Below are 22,270 nucleotides of genomic sequence, written 5' to 3'. Positions count from 1 at the left end.
AATATGCGTAATCCCTGGCATCTGCTGGCGACCGGCTTCGGTAGCGGCCTTAGCCCGGTAGTGCCGGGTACGATGGGCTCGCTGGCGGCGATTCCTTTCTGGTATCTGATGACATTTCTTCCCTGGCAGCTCTATTCGCTGGTGGTGATGATGAGCATCTGCATCGGCGTCTATTTGTGTCACCGAACGGCCAAAGATATGGGAGCCCACGACCACGGCAGCATCGTCTGGGACGAGTTTGTCGGGATGTGGATCACCCTGATGGCGCTACCGACGATGGACTGGCAGTGGGTGGTAGCCGGCTTCGTTATTTTCCGCATCTTTGATATGTGGAAGCCGTGGCCGATCCGCTGGTTTGACCGCAATATCCACGGTGGTATGGGGATTATGGTCGATGATATCGTCGCTGGGGTGATCTCCGCGGGCGTGTTGTACCTGATTGGCCATCATTGGCCGATAGGCCTTATCTAAGGCACAGACCCCGGCATTGCCGGGGTTTTGCATTTCGCCGCGGGCGCTATTTGAAGCCGACAATCGGGTGGGGCTGATAGGGCGCCTCCAGTTTCTCAATCTGTTCCGGCGTCAGCGTTAAGTCGATGGCATGCAGGAGCTCATCCAACTGCTCCTGACGGGAGGCGCCGATAATCGGCGCAGCCACGCCGGGCTTACTTAATAGCCAGGCCAGCGCTACCTGCGCACGGTTGGCCTCGACTTCCTCTGCCACTTCCTCCAGTTTCCCGGCGATTTGTTCATCATTCGCGTCGGTGGCGCTATACAGCGACTTGCCGAATTCGTCCGAAACCAGCCGTGCGGTGGTTTCTCCCCATGGACGCGTCAGGCGTCCACGCGCCAGCGGGCTCCACGGCATCACCGCAATACCTTTACGATGACACAACGGCAGCATCTCGTTTTCTTCTTCGCGGTAAATCAGGTTGTAATGATCCTGCATGGTGACGAAACGCGCCCAGTTGTTTTGTTCCTGCAGCGCGAGCGCCTGTGCGAACTGCCGGGCGTGCATCGACGATGCGCCGATGTAACGTGCTTTCCCTGTCCGTACGACGTCACTGAGCGCCTCCAGCGTTTCTTCTATTGGCGTGGCGTAATCCCAGCGATGGATTTGCAGTAGATCGACATAGTCCATTCCCAGGCGGTGCAGGCTATCGTCGATGGATCGCATAATCTGCGCGCGTGAAAGCCCCTGCGGCAGGTCGCCGACCTGGTGATAGACCTTGGTGGCGACGATCACCGAATCGCGGCGAGCGTATTCGCGTAGCGCTCGGCCGAGGATCTCCTCGCTGCTGCCGTCGGAGTAGTTGTTCGAGGTATCAAAGAAGTTAATTCCGCCTTCCAGCGCATGTTTAATCAGCGGGCGACTGCTCTCTTCAGGGAGCGTCCAGGCGTGATTGCCGCGGTCTGGTTCGCCGAAGGTCATACAGCCGAGACAAAGCCGGGAAACGCGGAGGTGGGTATCGCCAAGAGGGATATAGTGCATAAGACGCTCCTGCTACTGTTAAAGGGTATCCTTTAAGCATAGCAGGAGCGATACAGGCAATTATGCCAACCAGTCGCGGATTTTGGCTTCGATGCCGGCAGCATCCAGGCCGAGGTCGGCGCGAGCTTCTTCCTGAGTTCCCTGCGGGATAAAGAAGTCCGGTAGGCCGATGTTCAGCACCGGCACCGCGCGGCGGTGGGACATCAGCAGCTCGTTCACGCCGCTGCCCGCGCCGCCCATGATGGCATTCTCTTCGATCGTAACCAGCGTGTCGTGATCGGCGGCAAGCTGCAGGATCAGCGCGTCATCAAGCGGCTTCACGAAACGCATATCGACCAGCGTAGCGTTGAGCTTTTCCGCGGCCTGAGCGGCTTCCGACAGCAGAGTGCCGAAATTGAGGATCGCGACCTTCTCACCGGTACGTTTTACCACGCCTTTGCCGAGCGGCAGTGACGCCAGCGGCTGGAGTTCGGCGCCAGTACCGGTGCCGCGAGGATAACGTACGGCGCTAGGCCCGGCGTTATAGTGATAACCGGTGTAGAGCATCTGGCGACATTCGTTTTCATCGCTCGGCGTCATGATCACCATCTCCGGGATACAGCGCAGGAAGGAGAGATCGAATGCCCCCTGATGCGTCTGGCCGTCGGCGCCAACGATGCCCGCGCGATCGATAGCGAACAGTACCGGCAGCTTTTGAATGGCGACATCGTGAATCACCTGATCATAAGCGCGCTGCAGGAAGGTGGAGTAGATCGCCACGATCGGCTTATAGCCGCCAATCGCCATCCCGGCGGCAAAGGTCACCGCGTGCTGTTCGGCAATCGCGACATCAAAATATTGATCCGGGTATTTCTTCGAAAACTCGACCATGCCGGAACCTTCGCGCATCGCCGGGGTGACCGCCATCAGTTTGTCGTCTTTGGCGGCGGTTTCACACAGCCAGTCGCCGAAGATTTTTGAATACGAAGGCAGGCCGCCGCTGCTTTTTGGCAGCACGCCGCTGGTATGATCGAATTTGGGTACCGCATGGAAGGTAATAGGGTCTTTTTCGGCCGGTTCATAGCCGCGGCCTTTTTTGGTCATGATGTGCAGGAACTGCGGCCCTTTCAGGTCGCGCATATTCTTCAGCGTATTGACCAGACCCAGCACATCGTGGCCGTCTACCGGGCCGATATAGTTAAAGCCCATCTCTTCAAACAGCGTGCCGGGCACCACCATGCCTTTGATATGCTCTTCGGTGCGCTTGAGGAGTTCTTTGATCGGCGGTACGCCGGAGAAGACTTTCTTGCCGCCTTCGCGCAGCGAGGAGTACAGCTTGCCGGAGAGCAGCTGTGCCAGATGGTTGTTCAGCGCGCCGACGTTTTCTGAAATCGACATTTCATTGTCGTTCAGCACGACCAGCATGTCTGGTTTGATATCGCCCGCGTGGTTCATCGCCTCAAACGCCATCCCGGCGGTGATGGCACCATCGCCGATGACGCAAACGGTACGCCGCTGTTTGCCTTCTTTTTCGGCGGCAATCGCCACCCCGATCCCGGCGGAAATGGAGGTAGAGGAGTGCCCGACGCTCAGTACGTCATACTCGCTCTCGCCGCGCCATGGGAATGGATGCAGCCCGCCTTTCTGCCGGATGGTGCCGATTTTATCGCGGCGGCCGGTCAGAATTTTGTGCGGGTAAGCCTGATGGCCAACGTCCCAGATTAAGCGGTCGAAAGGCGTGTTATAGACATAGTGTAACGCCACGGTCAGTTCAACCGTGCCAAGGCCAGAGGCAAAATGGCCGCTGGAGCGGCTCACGCTGTCCAGAAGATAACGGCGCAGCTCATCGCAGAGCTTCGGCAGGCTATCTTTTGGCAACAAGCGCAACTCCTGGGTGGAATCTACCAGCGCCAGGGTTGGGTATTTGGCAATATCAAAACTCATCAGAGACTCATTTATTGTTTATTTATCGCGCTGAATAATGTAATTCGCGAGCGCTTCCAGTGCCGTGGTATCCAGCGATTGCGCCGCCAGTTCATCTAATGCCCGGCGGGCGTCGGCAATCAGATCGCGCGCTTTCTGCTGGGCTTGCTCAAGTCCCAACAGCGCCGGATAGGTACTTTTGCCTAACTGCTGGTCGGCACCCTGACGTTTGCCAAGGGTCGCAGTATCACCCACCACATCAAGAATGTCATCCTGCACCTGGAAGGCGAGACCGATATTTTCTGCAAAGCGATCGAGCGCCGGCAGGGCCTGACGACCACGTTCGCCTGCGCTTAACGCGCCAAGACGGACTGCCGCGCGGATCAACGCGCCGGTTTTATGGCGGTGAATGCGCTCAAGCGCCTGCAGGTCTACGTGTTGGCCTTCGGCTTCCAGATCCAGCGCCTGACCGCCGCACATGCCCGCGACGCCGCTGGCATGGGCCAGCTCGGAGACCATCGCCAGACGATCGCGATCCGGCACTTCCGGCATCGGCGTATCACTCAGTATAGAAAATGCCAGCGTTTGCAGCGCATCTCCGGCAAGAATCGCATTCGCTTCGCCAAACTTAATGTGGCAAGTTGGCTGACCGCGGCGTAGATCGTCATCGTCCATCGCCGGCAGGTCATCATGTATCAGCGAGTAGGCGTGGATACATTCGACGGCGGCGGCCGGAGCATCCAGCGTTGCGCGGCTGACGCCGAACATCTCGCCGGTGGCGTAGACCAGGAAAGGGCGCAGGCGTTTGCCGCCCAATAATGCGCCATAGTGCATGGCTTCAACCAGCGGAGTGTTCTGAAACGGCAGCGGGGAAATAAAACGGCGCAGCGCGTCATTAGCCTGCGCGACGCAGGCCTGTAATTGTTGCGGGAAGTCCATTTATTCAGCGTCCGGCGTAAAGGGAGTCAGCGGCGCGTCTTCGCTATCGGCCAGCAGGATTTGGACACGCTGCTCGGCCTGTTGCAGTTTTGCCTGGCCCTGGCGCGCGAGTTGCACGCCGCGTTCAAATTCGCTGAGCGCTTCTTCCAGCGGCAGCGCGCCGCTTTCCAGACGATTAACGATCTGTTCGAGTTCGCCTAACGCGGTCTCAAAGCTGGCCGGGGCCTCATTTTTCTTTGGCATAGTGAATATAGACTCTTGTTATGTCTCGATGGCTATCAGTATGGTAACGGAGTCGGGCGGTTAAGCAAACTCGCGGCGTTAATGCCGGCAGATTCATTTTCGCGAAAACGCGCAATGCCAGGCGAAAAGCGAACAATGATGGTATACTTCGCGCCCTGGATGCAGACGCTGTGTCGCGCCTGTACAACTTTATTTGCTTAAAGCCCCGTCGGGCTTGCCAACGAACTATTGTCGCCATGAAGTTTATCATTAAATTGTTCCCGGAAATCACCATCAAAAGCCAATCTGTGCGGTTGCGCTTTATTAAAATTTTAACCGGGAACATTCGTAACGTTCTCAAAAACTATGATGAGACGCTCGCCGTCGTTCGTCATTGGGATCATATCGAAGTTCGCGCGAAAGATGAAAATCAGCGTCCGGCTATTCGCGACGCGCTGACCCGCATCCCGGGCATTCACCATATTCTGGAAGTGGAAGACGTTCCTTTCACCTCGCTGCATAACATCTTTGAGCAGACGTTACCGCTGTGGCGCGATCAGCTCGAAGGCAAAAGCTTCTGCGTACGCGTGAAGCGTCGTGGTAAACATGAGTTCACTTCTATTGAGGTTGAGCGCTATGTCGGCGGCGGCCTGAATCAGCACATTGAATCGGCGCGCGTGAAACTCACCGATCCGGACGTGACGGTGAATCTGGAGATCGAAAACGATCGCCTGCTGCTGGTGAAAGGGCGCTATGAAGGTATCGGCGGCTTCCCTATCGGCACTCAGGAAGATGTGCTGTCGCTTATCTCCGGCGGTTTCGACTCTGGCGTGTCCAGCTATATGCTGATGCGTCGCGGCTGCCGCGTACACTACTGCTTCTTTAATCTCGGCGGCGCCGCGCATGAAATCGGCGTTCGTCAGGTCGCGCACTATCTGTGGAACCGCTTCGGCAGCTCCCACCGCGTCCGCTTCGTGGCCATTAACTTCGAACCGGTTGTTGGCGAAATTCTCGAAAAAGTCGATGACGGCCAGATGGGCGTGGTGCTCAAACGTATGATGGTACGCGCGGCGTCGAAAGTCGCCGAGCGCTACGGCGTGCAGGCGCTGGTGACCGGCGAAGCGCTGGGCCAGGTATCCAGCCAGACGCTGACCAACCTGCGCCTTATCGATAATGTCTCTGACACGCTGATTCTGCGTCCGCTGATTTCGCACGATAAAGAGCACATCATTAACCTGGCGCGTGAAATTGGTACTGAAGATTTCGCCCGTACGATGCCGGAATATTGCGGCGTTATCTCGAAGAGCCCGACCGTCAAAGCGGTAAAAGCGAAGATCGAGGCGGAAGAAGAAAACTTCGATTTCAGCATCCTTGAGAAAGTGGTTGAGGAAGCGAATAACATCGATATTCGTGATATCGCTCAGCAAACGCAGCAGGACGTGGTGGAAGTGGAAACCGTCAGCGGCTTTGGCGCTAATGATGTGATTCTCGATATTCGTTCTATTGATGAGCAGGACGATAAGCCGCTGAAAGTGGAAGGCGTCGAAGTGGTGTCGCTGCCGTTCTACAAGTTAAGCACGCAGTTCGGCAATCTCGATCAGAGCAAAACCTGGCTACTGTGGTGCGAACGTGGCGTTATGAGCCGTCTGCAGGCGCTGTATCTGCGCGAGCAGGGCTTTAGCAACGTGAAGGTTTATCGCCCATAGCCCGGCGGTCATCATAAAAAAGCCTTCCGTGATGGAAGGCTTTTTTTATCTTTTGGCGGGGGCCTCAGCGTAGCGTCAGCGCCAGCTCATTCAATTGATCGATGACGATATTCCAGCCCTCAAAAAATCCCATCTTTTCATATCGCTCCATGCGCGCCAGAGGGCCGATACTGGCGCGGCGCGGACCGGCTATCAGGCTTCGTAGTAATTATAGATGCCAGCCGCCATCACTAACTGCGAGGCGACTTCGTACGCTTTCTCACGACCAACCAGCAGGTCTATCATTTTGAGGGCGAAATCAATGGATGTTCCTGGCCCCTGGCTGGTTAATAGATTAACCCTTGGGTCCCAGACGACGCGTTTATCCTGCCACTGTTCGGCCGGGATGCGCTCTTTCAGTGCCGGGAAACCGGTGATGTTGCCGATCGGGAATAGGTTATGCGGCACCAGCACGGTTGCGGGCGCGGCGCAAATGGCTGCGACGATACGCCCCGAAAGATGAAATTGCCTGACAGTCTCAACCAGCAGGGGGCTGTCGTGGAAATACTCTGCGCCTTTAATGCCGCCAGGCAGGACGATCATATCAAAATCGCCGTCGGCGACTTCAACCAGCGGCGCATCGGCGAGCAGTTTCACGCCGCGTGAGCAGACAATGGTCAGGTTGCCGTCGCTGGCGACGCTGGCGGTCGTGACTTGCACACCGCCACGCACTAATAAATCGATAGTGGTGACCGCTTCGGCCTCTTCGCTACCAGGGGCGAGGCAAATCAGTGCCGACGCGCTCATAAACATTCTCCTTTCGCTTTACCTGTTCAAATAAACGGGCATTTTCCGGTACTGACAGACCGTGGGCCCGGGCGCGATTAAGCAGAAAACCGGTAATGTAGTCGATTTCCGTATGCCGCTGCGCGCGGATGTCCTGCAGCATGGATGAGATATTTTCTGCCGTACTTTCAATCACCTGCTCTACATACAATAACAGGTTTTCCGCAGACGTATGAATGCCTTCGCGCTCCATCACTGAGGCGACTTCCTGGCAGATGCGTTTGATCTCTTGCGGGTAATCACGCAGTTCGCCGTTTCTGCAATCCTTTAGCGCGGTCAATGGGTTAATCACGCAGTTAACCGCCAGCTTGCTCCATAACGCCGGATGGATATTGTCGTGCCAGGCAACGTCCGGCAGTACGTTTTGCAAAACATCGGCCAGATAGCTGTAATCCTTGGGATAGTGTTTGGCAGGTCCAATATGCGTGGTTCCCTGAGCAACGTGAATGATGACGTTGCCATCGCGGCGGGCCGCATGCGTGGTGGACGCCAGCAGCAGCGGTTGTTTAACGCTCCTTAATTCCTCAAGGGTACCCATACCGTTATGGATAAGCAAAATCGGCGCTGAAGCCGGTAAGATGGCCGCCAGATTTTTGACCGCCTGTGAGACCTGCCACGCTTTGAGCGTCACCAACAGCAGATCGCTGGCGGCGAGAAAATCAGGATCGTTAGCGGTCATTGATTCGTTGAAGGTACTGCCATCGGTTTCGATGAGATTAACGCTACAAAATGGTTGAGGGACGCGTAACCAGCCCTGGACCTCATGTCCGTTTTTACGCAGCGCGGTTAACCATAGTTGCCCCAGTGCACCGCATCCGAGTACGGTTACTTTCATTATTCCTCCTCACCTGCGACTCCCCAGGCGCTTGTAGCTAAAGTATAGCGTTATCAGCTAAGCTTCCGGGATAACAAGTTGAGTTATGCCGCGTTGTGGGTATTATGCAACGCAAAAGAAACGGAAGGAGAGGAAAAGATGCCATCTTTCGATATTGTCTCTGAAGTCGATCTTCAGGAAGCGCGTAATGCGGTCGATAATGCAAGCCGCGAAGTCGAATCACGATTTGATTTTCGTAATGTTGAAGCCACCTTTGAGCTGAATGAAACCAGCAAAACCATCAAGGTGCTGAGCGAATCTGATTTCCAGGTTAATCAGTTGCTGGATATCCTGCGCGCCAAGCTGCTCAAGCGCGGCATTGAGGGGAGCTCGCTCGACGTGCCGGAAACCTTCGTGCATAGCGGTAAAACCTGGTTTGTCGAAGCCAAGCTGAAGCAAGGCATTGAGAGCGCCATCCAGAAGAAAATCGTTAAGCTGATTAAAGACAGCAAACTGAAAGTGCAGGCGCAAATTCAGGGCGAAGAAATTCGCGTTACCGGTAAGTCTCGCGATGATTTACAGTCCGTTATGGCGCTGGTTCGCGGCGGCGACCTCGGTCAGCCATTCCAGTTTAAGAACTTCCGCGATTAACTGAGCACACTCGCGCGAGTGTGCCAGGCGTTTGAAGCGAAAAAGCGGGGAAATCCCCGCTTTTTTTAAACCCCGCTGATGGCTTGCTCTATCTCGAAGCGATTGGTCACTTTGCTGTCTATTTTGATATAGGCAGAACGTTCAGCCGCGACAATCATCACTTGTTCGACGCCAGGCTTCGACTGCAGACGGGTTTGCAGTTCCTCTGTGATGGCGATGTCTTCCGGGATCTCCACTCGCAAACTGCTTACATACGGCGGTTCGCTCATGGTGCTGGCAACCAGCAGCCACAGCATTGCCAGCAATGCCCCAAGTAAGAATACCGTTTGTGAATCGAAGAAGCCGTCGACCCAACCGCCCAGCGCGCCGCCGATCGCGACGCCGATAAACTGACTGGTGGAGTAGATGCCCATCGCCGTGCCTTTGTAACCTGCCGGAGACTCCTTGCTGATTAGCGAAGGCAATAAGGCTTCCAGCAGATTGAAAGCGAGGAAGAATAGCTGTACGCCCGCAACCAGCTCCCAGAAATAGCCGCCCGCGCCCCAGAGAACGATTTCAGCAACGAGTAGTAGGGCGACGCAGAACAGGAAAACGCGTTTCATCTTGCGTTTGACTTCCGCGTAGATGATGAATGGCACGACGGCGACAAATGATACCACCATGGTGACCAGATAGATTTTCCAGTGTTCGGCCGCCGGGAAGCCGGCGGCTTCCAGTTGGCCTGGTAACGCGACAAAAGTCGACATCAGCATGATGTGCAGGCACATGATGCCGAAGTTAAGCTTGAGTAGTTTCGGTTCGGCAAGAACTTTGCTGAAGCAGCCCTTCACCATGCCGGATTCACGGTTAAGCACGTGGTTATGGCTATTCGGTACGACCCACAGGGTGAGCAAAATACCGATGCTTGCCAGAATAGCAATCATCCAGAAAAGCGCGTGCAGCCCCAATTGATGAGTGACAATAGGGCCGAGCACCATGGCGATAGCAAAGGTCACGCCAAAGCTGATGCCAATGAAAGCCATCGCTTTGGTACGGTTCTGCTCGCGGGTTAAATCAGAAAGCAGCGCCATGACTGCCGCGGCGATAGCGCCGGAACCCTGTAGCGCGCGGCCGAGAATAATGCCCCAGATTGAATCGGTCAGAGCAGCAATGATACTGCCAATGACGAAGATAAGCAGCCCGCCGACAATCAGCGGTTTACGCCCGATACGATCGGAAAGCAAGCCAAATGGAATCTGGAAGACAGCCTGCGCGAGCCCGTAAATACCAATCGCCAGACCAATCAGCGCTTCACTCGCTCCCTGCAGCGCCATGCCGTACGTGGTCAGAACTGGCAGGACCATAAACATGCCGAGCATACGCAGCGAAAATACGGTCCCTAAACCCCAGGTCGCGCGCAGTTCCCCTGGCGTCATTTTGTTATCGTTCATTACCACCTCAATATTAAAACTGCGACTAGTGTAGTGGGGGGACAAGGAAGCGTAAATAAATGTTTGTTTAGCAGATATTACGGTTGTGTTGCGTAAGGTGAAAATGAAAAGGGCAAGTATTCTTACGGGCGTCAGTAGGGGAGGGGGATACCAGGCGTAAATATAAAAAAGCCCCCGACTGGCGGAGGCTTTTCATTGCACATAACGCGTAATCTTATCTGACGTAAGCCAGCAGATTATGTGAATCCGGCACCATGAAGTCGACGGACATCATCACCGACAGCGCGGTAATAGCGACGATGGAGAAGACGAACAGCTTACGCGCCCAGACTTTATCATCCGCTACTTTGTAACCACGCAGCGCCATGCCCAGCCACCAGACGCTCACTGCAGCCGCCACGACCAGGTATTTGTACCCGGCGTAACCGCCCAGAGAAAGCATCAGCGTTGCTACGGCAAAAGCCACGATGTACAGCGTGATATGGTTTTTCGCGACCGAGATACCTTTCACCACCGGCAGAACCGGAATATTCGCCGCCTGATAATCCTTGAAACGGAAGATCGCGATGGCGTAAGAGTGAGGCATCTGCCACAGGCTAAAGATAGCCAGTAGAATTGCCGCGCCGCTGTCGAAGTCACCGGTGACCGCACAGTAGCCAATCACCGGCGGCGCAGCGCCGGAGAGAGAACCAATCAGCGTGCCGTAGACGGAGTGGCGTTTCATGTACAGGCTGTAGACGCCGACATAAACCACAAACCCCATTACGCCCAGCCAGCAGGCCAGCGGGTTCGCGCCGAACCACAGAAGCATGAAGCCAGCAATACCCAGCAAGGTGGCGTATACCAGCGATGATTCTGGCGAGATCAGCCCTTTGACCAGCACCCGGTTTTTCGTCCGTTCCATCTTACGATCGATATCACGGTCGATATAGTTGTTGAAAACACAACCCGAGGCGACCACCAGGGATACTCCGAGGAGCGTCCAGACGAACAGCGGATAGTCGATGTGGCCTTTGGAGGCCAGCAGGAAACCGCCGATCACGGAGATCAGGTTGCCAAAAATAATGCCTGGTTTCGTTACTTGCAGGTATTGCTTAAACATACTCGCCGCTCTTAGTGCATCATCATGTTGTAGTTCAGGTTCCACATAATCCAGATGGAGCCGACAACTACGATAGCAATGATGATTACGGTGAAGATAAACGCGGTCAGGTTCCAACCTTCGTCAGATTTGCTGTTCATGTGCAGGAAGTACACCAGGTGCACCACAATCTGCACAACAGCGGTCACCAGGATGGTTCCCAGCATCGCTGCATGCGAAGCAGAGCCACTCATAACCATTGCAAACGGGATAGCCGTCAGAATGATCGACAGGATAAACCCTGTCATGTAGCTCTTCACGCTGCCGTGAGAAGCGCCGCTATGATCGGTAGAATGACTCATTACATCGCCCCCATCAGATAAACAACAGAGAACACGCAGATCCAGACCACGTCCAGGAAGTGCCAGAACAGGCTCAGGCACATGATACGGGTACGGTTGGTGTTGGTCAGGCCGCGACGCGATACCTGAACCATCAGCACAACCATCCACAGCAGGCCGGAGGTGACGTGCAGACCGTGGGTACCAACCAGCGCGAAGAACGCTGACAGGAAGCCGCTGCGATCCGGACCCATACCTTCAACAATCAGGTGATGGAACTCATAGATTTCCATCCCAACGAACCCTGCACCGAAGAGGAAGGTCAGGGCGAGCCAGGAAACAACCTGGCTCTTGTTGTTTTTGTACATGGCGATAGCCGCCATGCCGTAGGTGATGGAGCTGAACAACAGCAGTGCGGTTTCAACCAGAACAAACGGCAGTTCGAAAATATCTTTACCCGCCGGGCCGCCCGCTGTGCCGTTCACCAGAACGGCATAGGTTGCGAACAGCGTAGCAAAGATAATGCAGTCGCTCATCAGGTAGATCCAGAAACCGAATACCTTCATCGGTCCTGTATCATGGTGCCCGTGTTCATGCGCGTGGGCATTATGCGCAAGAGTATCAGTTGCCATTTTTCAGCCCTGCTTTGTTAATCTCATCGAAATGCTGATTTTCCAGTTTTTCGACTTCCGCAACCGGTACGTAGTAATCCACGTCCTCGTCAAAGCTCTTGATAATCCAGGTCACTACGATGCCGGCGAAACCAACAATCGCCATCCACCAGATATGCCAGATCATCGCGAAGCCAAACACCGTTGCGAATGCAGCAATGATGATGCCCGCGCCGCTGTTTTTCGGCATATGAATTTCTTCATAATGCGCTGGCTGCTTATACGCTTCGCCTTTCTCTTTCATTTCCCAGAACGCATCGCGCTCGTGAATTTCAGGAACGATAGCGAAGTTATAGAACGGCGGAGGAGAAGAGGTTGCCCACTCCAGCGTACGGCCGCCCCATGGGTCACCGGTCAGGTCACGGTTCTGATCGCGATCGCGGATAGAAACGTAGAACTGAATCAGCTGGCACAGGATACCGCAAGCGATCAGCGCCGCGCCGCATGCTGCAACCACCAACATGGAGTGGAACTGCGGGTCAATGTCCTGGCTCAGGCGACGGGTCATACCCATGAAGCCCAGCACGTACAGCGGCATAAATGCAACGAAGAAGCCGATGATCCAGAACCAGAATGCGCGTTTACCCCAGGTTTCGTTCAGGGTGAAACCAAAGGCTTTCGGCCACCAGTAAGTCAGACCTGCGAAGCAACCGAATACCACGCCGCCGATGATGACGTTATGGAAGTGCGCAATCAGGAACAGACTGTTGTGCAGGACGAAGTCTGCGCCCGGTACCGCCAGCAGAACGCCGGTCATACCACCAACAGAGAAGGTCACGATAAAGCCGATAGTCCACATCATCGCCGAGTTGAAGACGATGCGACCCTGGTACATGGTGAACAGCCAGTTGAAGATCTTAACCCCAGTCGGGATGGCGATAATCATGGTCGTAATACCGAAGAAGGCGTTTACGTTCGCGCCAGCACCCATGGTGAAGAAGTGGTGCAGCCAAACGATGAACGACAGGACGGTAATACATACGGTTGCCCACACCAGAGAGGTGTAACCAAACAGACGCTTACGCGAGAAGGTTGCAGCGACTTCGGAGAAGACCCCGAACACCGGCAGAACCAGAATGTACACTTCCGGGTGACCCCAGGCCCAAATCAGGTTGATGTACATCATCATGTTGCCACCCATATCGTTGGTAAAGAAATGGGTGCCCAGGTAGCGATCCAGGGTCAGCAGCGCGACGGTGACGGTCAGAATTGGGAAGGACGCGATAATCAGGATGTTGGCGCACAGAGATGCCCAGCAGAATACCGGCATCTTGAACATGGTCATGCCAGGGGCACGCATCTTGATAATGGTCACGAAGAAGTTGATACCGGTCAGGGTAGTACCGATACCGGAGAGCTGAAGTGCCCAAATCCAGTAGTCGACCCCTACGCCAGGACTGTACTCAATTCCCGAGAGCGGCGGATAGGCCAGCCAACCGGTCTGCGCGAACTCACCGACGCCCAGAGACAGGTTAACCAGAATTACGCCCACAACGGTGAACCAGAAGCTCAGGTTGTTGAGGAACGGGAATGCAACGTCACGCGCGCCGAGCTGAAGCGGAACCACCAGGTTCATCAGGCCGATAACGAATGGCATTGCTACGAAGAAGATCATGATAACGCCGTGGGCGGTAAAGACCTGATCGTAGTGGTGAGGCGGCAGGAATCCTCCTGCGTCCCCGGCTGAGGCCAGTACCTGCTGGCTACGCATCATAACGGCGTCAGCAAAGCCACGCAGCAGCATGACGATTGCCACGATAACGTACATGATACCGAGACGTTTGTGGTCGACGGAAGTCAGCCACTCGTTCCATAGGTAGGACCACTTACCGAAGTAAGTGATGGCAGCCAGAATCGCCAGCCCCCCAATGATAATTGCAGCCACCGTAACCACGATAATGGGTTCGTGGTAGGGCACTGCATCCAGTGTAAGTTTTCCGAACATCGTTTTCTTCCTCGGCCCCTTAGTGAGCGGTTTCCGCGTGGCTCATGTCCATGCCTTCCATCCCGTCGTGAGCAGCGTGCTCGCCTTCAGGTTTGGACATGTTCATGCTCTCGTGAGACATGAATTTGTTAACAACATCTTTAAACAAATCCGGTTTCACGTTAGAGAAGTATTCCACTTTGTTGTTTTCGCTAGGCACAGCCACTTTGTCGAATGCAGCCATAGAATCCATAGAATTCGAAGACTGTTTCGCTTTTTCTACCCACTGATCGAAGGTTGCACGATCCGGAGTAGCAATCGCTTTGAACTTCATACCAGAGAAGCCCGGGCCACTGTAGCTTGCGGAGATACCGTCATAAGTGCCTGCTTCATCAGCGATGAGGTGCAGCTGAGTCTGCATCCCAGCCATCGCATAAATCTGGCTACCTAAGCGCGGAATGAAGAACGAGTTCATCACGGAATTGGAGGTTACTTTGAAGTGCACCGGTACGTTCGCCGGGAAGGCGATTTCGTTGACGGTAGCGATACCCTGTTCCGGGTAAATAAAGAACCATTTCCAATCCATCGATACGACTTCGATGGTGATTGCTTTCTCGTCATGGGCAAGCGGTTTGCTTGGCTCCAGTGCGTGAGTGGTTTTCCAGGTCAGAACGGCCAGGAACAGGATGATCAGAATAGGCACCGTCCAGACCACAGCTTCAACTTTGTTGGAGTGTGACCAGTTCGGGCTATACTTCGCATCTTTATTGCTCGCGCGATACTTCCAGGCAAATCCTACTGCCATTAAGACGGCGGGAATAACGACAATCATCATCAGGCCGAAGGCCGTCAGAATCAAAGAGCGTTGCTCCAGTCCAATCTGTCCTTTTGGGTCAAGGAGCGCAGAATCACAACCACTGAGTAAAACAGTACCTGCGATTAATGACATCCATCCCAAACTTTTATTGTATTTCCTGAGTCTCATTGAACGACCTCAATTCCACGGGATCTGGTGGCGTTTAAAGTGTACGGGCATTTTACGGTAAGGTTGCATTACTGTAAACACGATTGGATCTGTGTCAGTTCTGTGTTAGCGGGTTCTGCTTAGATTGTCACATATGTTACGGAATGTGACATAATTGCTTGCAAAGCCTGATTTGCGCTGGATCTATAACGAAAGGGATAAGAAAGATAAGGCTTATGGGATTACTGATATAAACATCGGCAAAATAACACAAATAATTAACATTTAATTATCAAATAAAAGACATTGAGAAAACGTAAAAATAAAATAACGCTGCTGAATCGGTTAAATTAATTAAAGAATTGAATGAAAATTGTCAATAATTTCCAGAAATCTAAAACGCACAAAACAACAAATCCGCTCTCGGGAAAAATAAAATCGCTAATAAGCCGTTATAATTACCTCGGGTAATTAAAACGGCTATTAACATATTGGTGAAAATTAAATCAGTTGCGTTTTGCGTAGCGCCATATAGTCCAGAATCGCGCCGAGTAAAATACCGCCAATAGCGGTTAACGCGGCGACTTCCAGCAGGCCGGGCAGGAAGGAAAAGGCGGTGTAATCCAGCGCGTTCAGCGCCAGCAGCAGCAGCCATACCGCCAGCATCAGGCAACCCACCGCCAGGATAATCAGCGCCAGGGCATAAGTTTGCGGATATTGCGTGCGCGGTAAGAAACTTTCCGTGCGTTGGGTATATTCCAGCGTGCGCCGGCACAGTAGCAGGAGCAAAATTCCCGGTACCGCGGCAACGACGGAGAAAAGATAGAACGTCGGCCAGCCATTCGCTTCGACAAACCAGCCGGCGATCGGTCCAACGTAAACGCGACCTACCGCTGACAGCGCCGACAGTAGGGCAAACTGGGTGGCGGAAAACGACTTGTTACAGAGCGTCATTAACAGCGCGACAAACGCCGCTGTTCCCATTCCCCCGCACAGGTTTTCAAAAAATACCGCCGCGGCCATTGAATAAAGGTGCTTATCGGTCACCGACAGAATCCAGTACCCGGCGTTGGACGCCCCCTGCAGCAGGCCAAAGATAAGAAGGGCGCGGAACAGCGTCAGGCGCTGCATCAACACGCCGCCGTAGAGTGCGCCAACGATGGTGGCGAACAGGCCTAGTGATTTATTCACCATCCCCACTTCACCGGCATCAAAACCGACGCCGCGAATAAGGAAAGTGGTGGTCAGACTCATGGCGAACGCGTCGCCGAGCTTATAAAGGACAATCAACAGCAGGATAAGCCAGGCATTATTGCGCCCGAAGAAGTCGCGCAGCGGCGCGGCGACGGCCTGCTCAAGAGATTTCGGCACCGGAATAACGTCGCTGGGCTCCGGCGCCAGCAGCGTGGCGATAATGCATGGAATGAGCAATACGGCCATCAGCCAGTACATGCCTTGCCAGCCGAGCCAGCGGTCGGCCAGCCACAGCGCCAGTCCGCCGGAGACCAGCATCCCCAGGCGGTAGCCGAGCACGCTTATCGCGGCGCCGGCGCCGCGTTCTTCCGCCGGGAGGACATCTGTTTTCCAGGCGTCAAAGACGATATCCTGCGACGCGGAGCAGAAGGCGATCACGACCGCCAGCGCCGCCATCCAGCGCAGCTGCGTTGAGGGTTCAAGGAAGCCCATTGCCGCGATGGCGATAAGCAGAGCTAGCTGCGTGGTCAGCAGCCAGCCGCGGCGACGGCCTAAAAATGGCGGCGTGTAGCGGTCCATTAATGGCGACCACAAAAATTTAAACACGTATGCCTGACCGACGAGAGAGAAGAAGCCGATAGTTTTTAGATCGATATTTTCAACGGTCATCCACGTTTGCAGCGTGCCGGAAGTCAGGGCGAGAGGTAAACCAGAAGCAAAGCCGAGGATCAGCAAAATGGCTGATTTAGGCTGCTGAAAAATACGTAAGTAGTGATTGGACATGGCATATAGAGCAGACCCGGCGTGATACCGGGTCTGCTAATTAATTAACGAGCGTTTTGTTTGATGAAGTCATGAATGCTGGTGTCCTGCGCCATGTCGGCGATGGTATCCGTCAGCACGCTGTTAACTGCATTCGCAATGTTCTGGTTGGAAGCCTGGAAAGCGCCCTCAACGGAGTAGCTGGCGCGGTAGTTTTTGGTCATCTTAGTGCCGTTGGCGGCAGTGGCGATGATAGCGATATCCGCTTTGGTAGCGATGTTATAACGCACGTTGCCCTGAGATACGTCAGCATACAGTTTGTTGACGATGATCTGCAGGTCGACGGCGCCATTCGGGCCAATCATGTAGCCGCGCGCGGTCATCTGTTTCTCAAGCACTTCCTGCAGCAGGAAACGCAGATCGCGAGAGGCAGTCAGGGTGACCAACTGGTTGTTGCGGGTCACTTTCGCCAGCGCTTGATCCGGACGCTGGTCAGCGCCGTTGATGCTGACGGTGACGCCCATCAGGCTCGGATCCTGCTGCGGCAGGGTGATTTTCGGCGATACTTCGATAGTCGTCGGTGGGGTAGCGCATCCTGCGAGTACAAACATCGCGACCAACGGGAATAGAATTTTCTTCAGCATGTTCAGGGTCTCAACGCACGGTGTTGTTATACCCGTCATAATTCAGGTTTCAGCCGCCGCACAGTACCGCGGGCGTTTTTTTCTGCAACTCGAAGTAGTTAGGGTGTTTAAGAAAAATTCCCGCCATCATAACATTGCCAACGGCGAGGGGAAGTGGCTACGAGTGGAAAATCATCGTGTTGTGCGTTTTATGACCTCGTCCCATTTCCGATAGCGATTTGGCCGGGAGATTTAGCGTTCATCATCAGTAAACCTAATACTTTTGCGTGAAAATATCAGAGGAATGCTAATTTTTTGTTGTTTTCCGCCAATGGAAGCGGTAAAAGCGGCTAACATTTAAAGGGAATGGCGGCATCTTAGCGTTGTCGGAGGAGAAAATTCATGATGATACGTGAGCAGATCGAAGCAAAACTTAGGGCAGCGTTCGACCCGATGTATCTGGAAGTCGTGGATGAAAGCTATCGGCACAACGTCCCCGCGGGCTCTGAAAGTCATTTTAAAGTGGTGTTGGTGAGCGATCGTTTCACTGGCGAACGTTTCCTTAATCGTCATCGTATGATCTACGGTACGTTGACCGAGGAGCTGTCGAGCACCGTGCATGCCCTGGCGCTGCATACATACACGATAAAAGAGTGGGAAGGGCTACAGGATACCGTCTTTGCCTCTCCGCCTTGCCGCGGAGCGGGAAGTATCGCGTAGAAATCACATTTGCAACCGCTGGCGCTTTTCCAGTATGTTGCGTGAAGATTTAGCAAAAACGGCCTGCGGGCCGTTTTCTTTTGCCTGGAAAATGCGCAAAGTCAGCACATTTACAGACAAATTTGAGCGGGAAATGTGAAAAATGCCGCAACAGTGGGCGACAACCGTTCTCGACTCACAAAAGTGATGCCGCTATAATGCCGCGTCTTATATATGAATGTCTTCGGGATGATTCTGACGACAGGGAATGTGTTTCTGATTTGAAGAGGGCATCCCGGTTCTGCGAAGCCACTTACACGCGCTTCCAGAGTTGACCGAGCACTGTGATTTTTTTGAGGTAACAAGATGCAAGTTTCAGTTGAAACCACTCAGGGCCTTGGGCGCCGTGTAACGATTACTATCGCCGCTGACAGCATCGAGAATGCTGTCAAAAGCGAGCTGGTCAACGTAGCGAAAAAAGTTCGCATTGACGGCTTCCGTAAAGGCAAAGTGCCGATGAATGTTGTTGCTCAGCGTTATGGCGCATCCGTTCGCCAGGACGTGCTGGGCGACCTGATGAGCCGTCATTTCGTTGACGCGATCATCAAAGAGAAAATCAATCCGGCCGGCGCGCCGAACTACGTTCCGGGCGAATACAAGCTGGGTGAAGACTTCACCTACGCGGTAGAGTTCGAAGTGTATCCGGAAGTTGAGCTGAAAGGCCTGGACGCGATCGAAGTTGAAAAACCGGTTGTTGAAGTGACCGACGCTGACGTTGACGGCATGCTGGACACCCTGCGTAAGCAGCAGGCGAACTGGAAAGAAAAAGAAGGTGCAGTTGACGCCGAAGATCGCGTCACCATCGACTTCACCGGTTCTGTAGACGGCGAAGAGTTCGAAGGCGGCAAAGCGTCTGACTTCGTACTGGCAATGGGTCAGGGTCGTATGATCCCGGGCTTCGAAGACGGTATCAAAGGCCACAAAGCGGGTGAAGAGTTCACCATCGACGTGACCTTCCCGGAAGAATACCACGCTGAAAACCTGAAAGGTAAAGCCGCTAAGTTCGTTATCAACCTGAAGAAAGTTGAAGAACGCGAACTGCCGGAACTGACTGAAGAATTCATCAAACGTTTCGGCGTTGAAGATGGTTCCGTCGCTGGTCTGCGCGCTGAAGTGCGTAAAAACATGGATCGCGAGCTGAAAGGCGCCGTGCGTAACCGTGTTAAATCTCAGGCTATCGACGGTCTGGTGAATGCGAACAACATCGACGTTCCGGCTGCACTGATCGACAGCGAAATCGACGTACTGCGTCGCCAGGCTGCTCAGCGTTTCGGCGGTAACGAGAAGCAGGCTCTGGAACTGCCTCGCGAACTGTTCGAAGAGCAGGCGAAGCGCCGCGTTGTTGTTGGCCTGCTGCTGGGCGAAGTCATTCGCACCAACGAGCTGAAAGCTGACGAAGAACGCGTTAAAGGCCTGATCGAAGAGATGGCTTCCGCATACGAAGATCCGTCAGAAGTGGTTGAGTTCTACAGCAAGAACAAAGAACTGATGGACAACATGCGCAACGTCGCGCTGGAAGAGCAGGCTGTTGAAGCCGTGCTGGCGAAAGCTAAAGTGTCTGAAAAAGCCACTTCCTTCAACGAACTGATGAACCAGCAGGCGTAATTTCGCCCGGCTGTTCAAGGTTCGCGCAAAAAGCCCGTTGCCGAAAGGTGGCGGGTTTTTTTTATTGCAATGATAGGCTTAGGATGAGTGCTAAAACACATTTTCAGTGATAGCGTTACTCCAAAAGGTTGTTATGCTTGAATTATGGCTGTGCCATCCCCATAAACGGGTGACGTATCTGCATTCGCAGCGTCAGGCATCATGACGACATTAACGTATCGATGCCCTGCGGATAGAAACTCTGGCTGATAATCCGTCCATAAGGTTACAATCAGTGCAGCAGGTTTTTTCAAAATTAATCCAGGAGACGGAAATGTCATACAGTGGCGAACGAGATAACTTTGCACCCCATATGGCCCTGGTGCCGATGGTCATTGAACAGACCTCACGCGGCGAACGTTCTTTTGATATCTACTCCCGTCTGCTTAAGGAACGCGTCATTTTCCTGACCGGCCAGGTGGAAGACCACATGGCTAACCTGATTGTGGCGCAGATGCTGTTTCTGGAAGCGGAAAACCCAGAAAAAGATATTTACCTGTACATTAACTCTCCGGGCGGGGTGATCACCGCCGGGATGTCAATTTACGACACCATGCAGTTCATCAAGCCGGACGTTAGCACCATTTGTATGGGCCAGGCCGCTTCGATGGGCGCTTTCCTGCTGACCGCAGGGGCGAAAGGCAAGCGTTTCTGCCTGCCGAACTCCCGCGTGATGATTCACCAGCCGCTGGGCGGCTATCAGGGTCAGGCGACGGATATTGAAATCCACGCCCGTGAAATTCTGAAAGTGAAAGGGCGCATGAATGAACTGATGGCGCATCATACGGGTCAATCCCTTGAGCAGATTGAGCGCGATACCGAGCGTGACCGTTTCCTGTCTGCGTCGGAAGCAGTGGAATACGGCCTGGTCGATTCCATCTTGACCCATCGTAATTGATGCCCATGGCGTAAGGGTGCCGCTATACTTGTTGTAAAACCAGGGCGGCACAACACGTCATCGCGACTTGCGCCTGAGAATGGCATTTGCGTCGTCATCTGCGGCACAAAGAACTTAAGAAGAGGTTTGGACTCATGACAGATAAACGCAAAGATGGTTCGGGCAAACTGTTGTACTGCTCTTTTTGCGGCAAAAGCCAGCATGAAGTGCGTAAGCTGATCGCCGGGCCATCCGTGTATATCTGCGACGAATGCGTTGATTTATGTAACGACATCATTCGCGAAGAGATTAAAGAAGTCGCGCCGCACCGCGAGCGCAGCGCGCTGCCGACGCCGCACGAAATTCGCCACCATCTGGACGATTATGTTATCGGCCAGGAGCAGGCGAAAAAAGTGTTGGCGGTGGCGGTATACAACCACTACAAACGTCTGCGCAACGGCGACACCAGCAATGGCGTAGAGCTGGGTAAAAGCAACATTCTGCTGATCGGGCCGACAGGTTCCGGTAAAACGCTGCTGGCTGAAACGCTGGCGCGCCTGCTGGATGTTCCGTTTACTATGGCCGATGCGACCACGCTGACCGAAGCCGGTTACGTGGGTGAAGACGTTGAAAATATCATTCAGAAGCTGCTGCAGAAATGCGATTACGACGTACAGAAAGCGCAGCGCGGCATCGTCTATATCGATGAAATCGACAAAATTTCCCGTAAATCGGATAACCCGTCGATTACCCGCGACGTGTCCGGCGAAGGCGTACAGCAGGCGCTGCTGAAGCTTATCGAAGGCACCGTAGCCGCTGTTCCGCCGCAGGGCGGGCGTAAACATCCGCAGCAGGAATTCCTGCAGGTTGACACCTCTAAGATCCTGTTTATCTGTGGTGGTGCCTTTGCCGGTCTGGATAAAGTGATTTCCCACCGTGTCGAAACCGGCTCCGGTATTGGCTTCGGCGCGACGGTTAAAGCGAAATCCGACAAGGCAAGTGAAGGCGAGCTGTTGGCTCAGGTTGAGCCGGAAGATCTGATCAAGTTCGGTCTGATTCCGGAATTCATCGGCCGTCTGCCGGTAGTGGCAACCTTGAATGAACTGAGTGAAGACGCGCTGATTCAGATCCTGAAAGAGCCGAAGAACGCCCTGACGAAGCAGTATCAGGCGCTGTTTGGCCTCGAAGGCGCTGAGCTGGAATTCCGTGATGAAGCGTTGGATGCGATCGCCAAGAAAGCGATGGCGCGCAAAACCGGCGCCCGTGGTCTGCGTTCTATTGTTGAAGCCGCGCTGCTCGACACCATGTATGACCTTCCGTCGATGGAAGATGTCGAAAAAGTGGTGATTGACGAGTCCGTCATCGAAGGTCAGAGCAAGCCGCTGCTGATCTACGGCAAGCCGGAAGCGCAACAGGCATCTGGCGAATAATTCGCCAATTCACACAAGC

The 22,270-nt window shown here is 54.0% G+C and carries 21 protein-coding genes and 1 pseudogene; 7 read left to right on the top strand and 15 right to left on the bottom strand.

Going from position 1 to position 22,270, the window contains the following annotated elements; genetic code table 11:
- Positions 1-3: 3 nt before the first annotated feature.
- Entirely contained in the window at positions 4-471 is a 468-nt protein-coding gene (pgpA, locus tag PYR66_17955) for a phosphatidylglycerophosphatase A (protein WEF30491.1), read from the top strand.
- Positions 472-517: 46 nt separating this feature from the next.
- Here the strand turns inward: pgpA and PYR66_17950 are convergent, their stop codons facing one another.
- Genes PYR66_17950 through xseB form a run of 4 tightly spaced genes read right to left on the bottom strand, consistent with a single transcriptional unit; the run spans position 518 to position 4,576 of the window.
- Positions 518-1,492 carry an aldo/keto reductase gene (locus PYR66_17950; GenBank protein WEF27164.1) on the bottom strand — a complete coding sequence of 325 codons (975 nt, stop codon included), beginning with the start codon at positions 1,490-1,492 and terminating at the stop codon, positions 518-520.
- 60 nt (positions 1,493-1,552) lie between these two features.
- Positions 1,553-3,415, bottom strand: coding sequence for a 1-deoxy-D-xylulose-5-phosphate synthase (dxs, locus tag PYR66_17945; GenBank protein ID WEF27163.1), 1,863 nt, complete (start codon positions 3,413-3,415; stop codon positions 1,553-1,555).
- Positions 3,416-3,433: 18 nt separating this feature from the next.
- A complete protein-coding gene (gene ispA, locus PYR66_17940) occupies positions 3,434-4,333 on the bottom strand; it encodes a (2E,6E)-farnesyl diphosphate synthase (protein WEF27162.1) in 900 nt (299 codons plus the stop codon).
- The gene (gene xseB / locus PYR66_17935) at positions 4,334-4,576 is read right to left on the bottom strand and encodes an exodeoxyribonuclease VII small subunit (protein WEF27161.1); all 243 of its coding nucleotides are present in this window, start codon (positions 4,574-4,576) and stop codon (positions 4,334-4,336) included.
- A gap of 236 nt (positions 4,577-4,812) precedes the next feature.
- Here xseB and thiI point away from each other — a divergent pair, with 236 nt between their 5' ends.
- On the top strand, positions 4,813-6,261 hold the full coding sequence (gene thiI / locus PYR66_17930; GenBank protein WEF27160.1) for a tRNA 4-thiouridine(8) synthase ThiI: 1,449 nt from the start codon (positions 4,813-4,815) through the stop codon (positions 6,259-6,261).
- Positions 6,262-6,325: 64 nt separating this feature from the next.
- Here the strand turns inward: thiI and PYR66_17925 are convergent.
- The 3 genes and pseudogenes from PYR66_17925 to panE all read right to left on the bottom strand — a co-directional run bounded on the left by PYR66_17925 (position 6,326) and on the right by panE (position 7,921).
- Positions 6,326-6,409 (bottom strand): annotated as a pseudogene (locus PYR66_17925) (polyketide cyclase).
- A 44-nt stretch (positions 6,410-6,453) separates the two neighbouring features.
- Positions 6,454-7,047, bottom strand: a complete 594-nt coding sequence (yajL, locus tag PYR66_17920) for a protein deglycase YajL (GenBank protein WEF27159.1) — start codon at positions 7,045-7,047, stop codon at positions 6,454-6,456.
- Positions 7,010-7,921 (bottom strand): 2-dehydropantoate 2-reductase, encoded by a 912-nt coding sequence (gene panE, locus PYR66_17915; protein ID WEF27158.1) that lies wholly within the window; start codon positions 7,919-7,921, stop codon positions 7,010-7,012. Before panE ends, yajL begins: the two co-directional genes overlap by 38 nt.
- A 138-nt stretch (positions 7,922-8,059) precedes the next feature.
- On the opposite strand from panE, the gene PYR66_17910 reads away from it, so the two are divergent.
- A complete protein-coding gene (locus tag PYR66_17910; protein WEF27157.1) occupies positions 8,060-8,551 on the top strand; it encodes a YajQ family cyclic di-GMP-binding protein in 492 nt (163 codons plus the stop codon).
- Between the two features lie 65 nt (positions 8,552-8,616).
- On the opposite strand, the gene PYR66_17905 is transcribed toward PYR66_17910, so the two are convergent.
- The 8 genes from PYR66_17905 to PYR66_17870 all read right to left on the bottom strand — a co-directional run bounded on the left by PYR66_17905 (position 8,617) and on the right by PYR66_17870 (position 17,562).
- On the bottom strand, positions 8,617-9,981 hold the full coding sequence (locus tag PYR66_17905) for an MFS transporter (protein ID WEF27156.1): 1,365 nt from the start codon (positions 9,979-9,981) through the stop codon (positions 8,617-8,619).
- A 214-nt stretch (positions 9,982-10,195) separates the two neighbouring features.
- Positions 10,196-11,083, bottom strand: coding sequence for a heme o synthase (cyoE, locus tag PYR66_17900; protein WEF27155.1), 888 nt, complete (start codon positions 11,081-11,083; stop codon positions 10,196-10,198).
- 11 nt (positions 11,084-11,094) lie between these two features.
- Complete coding sequence (locus PYR66_17895; protein ID WEF27154.1) at positions 11,095-11,424, bottom strand: cytochrome o ubiquinol oxidase subunit IV; 330 nt, start codon at positions 11,422-11,424, stop codon at positions 11,095-11,097.
- Positions 11,424-12,035 carry a cytochrome o ubiquinol oxidase subunit III gene (locus PYR66_17890; GenBank protein ID WEF27153.1) on the bottom strand — a complete coding sequence of 204 codons (612 nt, stop codon included), beginning with the start codon at positions 12,033-12,035 and terminating at the stop codon, positions 11,424-11,426. Before PYR66_17890 ends, PYR66_17895 begins: the two co-directional genes overlap by 1 nt.
- A complete protein-coding gene (cyoB, locus tag PYR66_17885) occupies positions 12,025-14,019 on the bottom strand; it encodes a cytochrome o ubiquinol oxidase subunit I (GenBank protein ID WEF27152.1) in 1,995 nt (664 codons plus the stop codon). Before cyoB ends, PYR66_17890 begins: the two co-directional genes overlap by 11 nt.
- A gap of 19 nt (positions 14,020-14,038) precedes the next feature.
- Positions 14,039-14,983 (bottom strand): cytochrome o ubiquinol oxidase subunit II, encoded by a 945-nt coding sequence (gene cyoA / locus PYR66_17880; GenBank protein WEF27151.1) that lies wholly within the window; start codon positions 14,981-14,983, stop codon positions 14,039-14,041.
- A gap of 480 nt (positions 14,984-15,463) precedes the next feature.
- Positions 15,464-16,939, bottom strand: coding sequence for a muropeptide MFS transporter AmpG (gene ampG / locus PYR66_17875; protein WEF27150.1), 1,476 nt, complete (start codon positions 16,937-16,939; stop codon positions 15,464-15,466).
- Between the two features lie 44 nt (positions 16,940-16,983).
- The gene (locus tag PYR66_17870) at positions 16,984-17,562 is read right to left on the bottom strand and encodes a lipoprotein (GenBank protein ID WEF27149.1); all 579 of its coding nucleotides are present in this window, start codon (positions 17,560-17,562) and stop codon (positions 16,984-16,986) included.
- A gap of 381 nt (positions 17,563-17,943) precedes the next feature.
- Here PYR66_17870 and bolA point away from each other — a divergent pair, with 381 nt between their 5' ends.
- From bolA to clpX, 4 genes are all read left to right on the top strand, one after another.
- Entirely contained in the window at positions 17,944-18,261 is a 318-nt protein-coding gene (gene bolA / locus PYR66_17865; protein ID WEF27148.1) for a transcriptional regulator BolA, read from the top strand.
- Between the two features lie 345 nt (positions 18,262-18,606).
- Positions 18,607-19,905: a trigger factor gene (gene tig / locus PYR66_17860; GenBank protein WEF27147.1), complete on the top strand. Its 1,299-nt coding sequence runs from the start codon at positions 18,607-18,609 to the stop codon at positions 19,903-19,905.
- A gap of 313 nt (positions 19,906-20,218) precedes the next feature.
- Positions 20,219-20,842, top strand: a complete 624-nt coding sequence (gene clpP / locus PYR66_17855) for an ATP-dependent Clp endopeptidase proteolytic subunit ClpP (GenBank protein WEF27146.1) — start codon at positions 20,219-20,221, stop codon at positions 20,840-20,842.
- Positions 20,843-20,976: 134 nt separating this feature from the next.
- Positions 20,977-22,251, top strand: coding sequence for an ATP-dependent protease ATP-binding subunit ClpX (gene clpX, locus PYR66_17850; GenBank protein ID WEF27145.1), 1,275 nt, complete (start codon positions 20,977-20,979; stop codon positions 22,249-22,251).
- Positions 22,252-22,270: the final 19 nt, after the last annotated feature.

The sequence above is a fragment of the Klebsiella aerogenes genome (genome assembly GCA_029027985.1).
GTDB classification, from domain to species: domain Bacteria; phylum Pseudomonadota; class Gammaproteobacteria; order Enterobacterales; family Enterobacteriaceae; genus Klebsiella; species Klebsiella aerogenes_A.
The sequence above is the reverse complement of the archived record's forward strand: the minus strand, read 5'-3'. Positions and strand labels throughout refer to the sequence as shown.

Coding starts and splice junctions, on each gene's coding strand:
- pgpA (WEF30491.1), top strand. CDS start 4: ATGCGTAATCCCTGGCATCTGCTGGCGACCGGCTTCGGTAGCGGCCTT.
- PYR66_17950 (WEF27164.1), bottom strand. CDS start 1,492: ATGCACTATATCCCTCTTGGCGATACCCACCTCCGCGTTTCCCGGCTT.
- dxs (WEF27163.1), bottom strand. CDS start 3,415: ATGAGTTTTGATATTGCCAAATACCCAACCCTGGCGCTGGTAGATTCC.
- ispA (WEF27162.1), bottom strand. CDS start 4,333: ATGGACTTCCCGCAACAATTACAGGCCTGCGTCGCGCAGGCTAATGAC.
- xseB (WEF27161.1), bottom strand. CDS start 4,576: ATGCCAAAGAAAAATGAGGCCCCGGCCAGCTTTGAGACCGCGTTAGGC.
- thiI (WEF27160.1), top strand. CDS start 4,813: ATGAAGTTTATCATTAAATTGTTCCCGGAAATCACCATCAAAAGCCAA.
- yajL (WEF27159.1), bottom strand. CDS start 7,047: ATGAGCGCGTCGGCACTGATTTGCCTCGCCCCTGGTAGCGAAGAGGCC.
- panE (WEF27158.1), bottom strand. CDS start 7,921: ATGAAAGTAACCGTACTCGGATGCGGTGCACTGGGGCAACTATGGTTA.
- PYR66_17910 (WEF27157.1), top strand. CDS start 8,060: ATGCCATCTTTCGATATTGTCTCTGAAGTCGATCTTCAGGAAGCGCGT.
- PYR66_17905 (WEF27156.1), bottom strand. CDS start 9,981: ATGAACGATAACAAAATGACGCCAGGGGAACTGCGCGCGACCTGGGGT.
- cyoE (WEF27155.1), bottom strand. CDS start 11,083: ATGTTTAAGCAATACCTGCAAGTAACGAAACCAGGCATTATTTTTGGC.
- PYR66_17895 (WEF27154.1), bottom strand. CDS start 11,424: ATGAGTCATTCTACCGATCATAGCGGCGCTTCTCACGGCAGCGTGAAG.
- PYR66_17890 (WEF27153.1), bottom strand. CDS start 12,035: ATGGCAACTGATACTCTTGCGCATAATGCCCACGCGCATGAACACGGG.
- cyoB (WEF27152.1), bottom strand. CDS start 14,019: ATGTTCGGAAAACTTACACTGGATGCAGTGCCCTACCACGAACCCATT.
- cyoA (WEF27151.1), bottom strand. CDS start 14,983: ATGAGACTCAGGAAATACAATAAAAGTTTGGGATGGATGTCATTAATC.
- ampG (WEF27150.1), bottom strand. CDS start 16,939: ATGTCCAATCACTACTTACGTATTTTTCAGCAGCCTAAATCAGCCATT.
- PYR66_17870 (WEF27149.1), bottom strand. CDS start 17,562: ATGCTGAAGAAAATTCTATTCCCGTTGGTCGCGATGTTTGTACTCGCA.
- bolA (WEF27148.1), top strand. CDS start 17,944: ATGATGATACGTGAGCAGATCGAAGCAAAACTTAGGGCAGCGTTCGAC.
- tig (WEF27147.1), top strand. CDS start 18,607: ATGCAAGTTTCAGTTGAAACCACTCAGGGCCTTGGGCGCCGTGTAACG.
- clpP (WEF27146.1), top strand. CDS start 20,219: ATGTCATACAGTGGCGAACGAGATAACTTTGCACCCCATATGGCCCTG.
- clpX (WEF27145.1), top strand. CDS start 20,977: ATGACAGATAAACGCAAAGATGGTTCGGGCAAACTGTTGTACTGCTCT.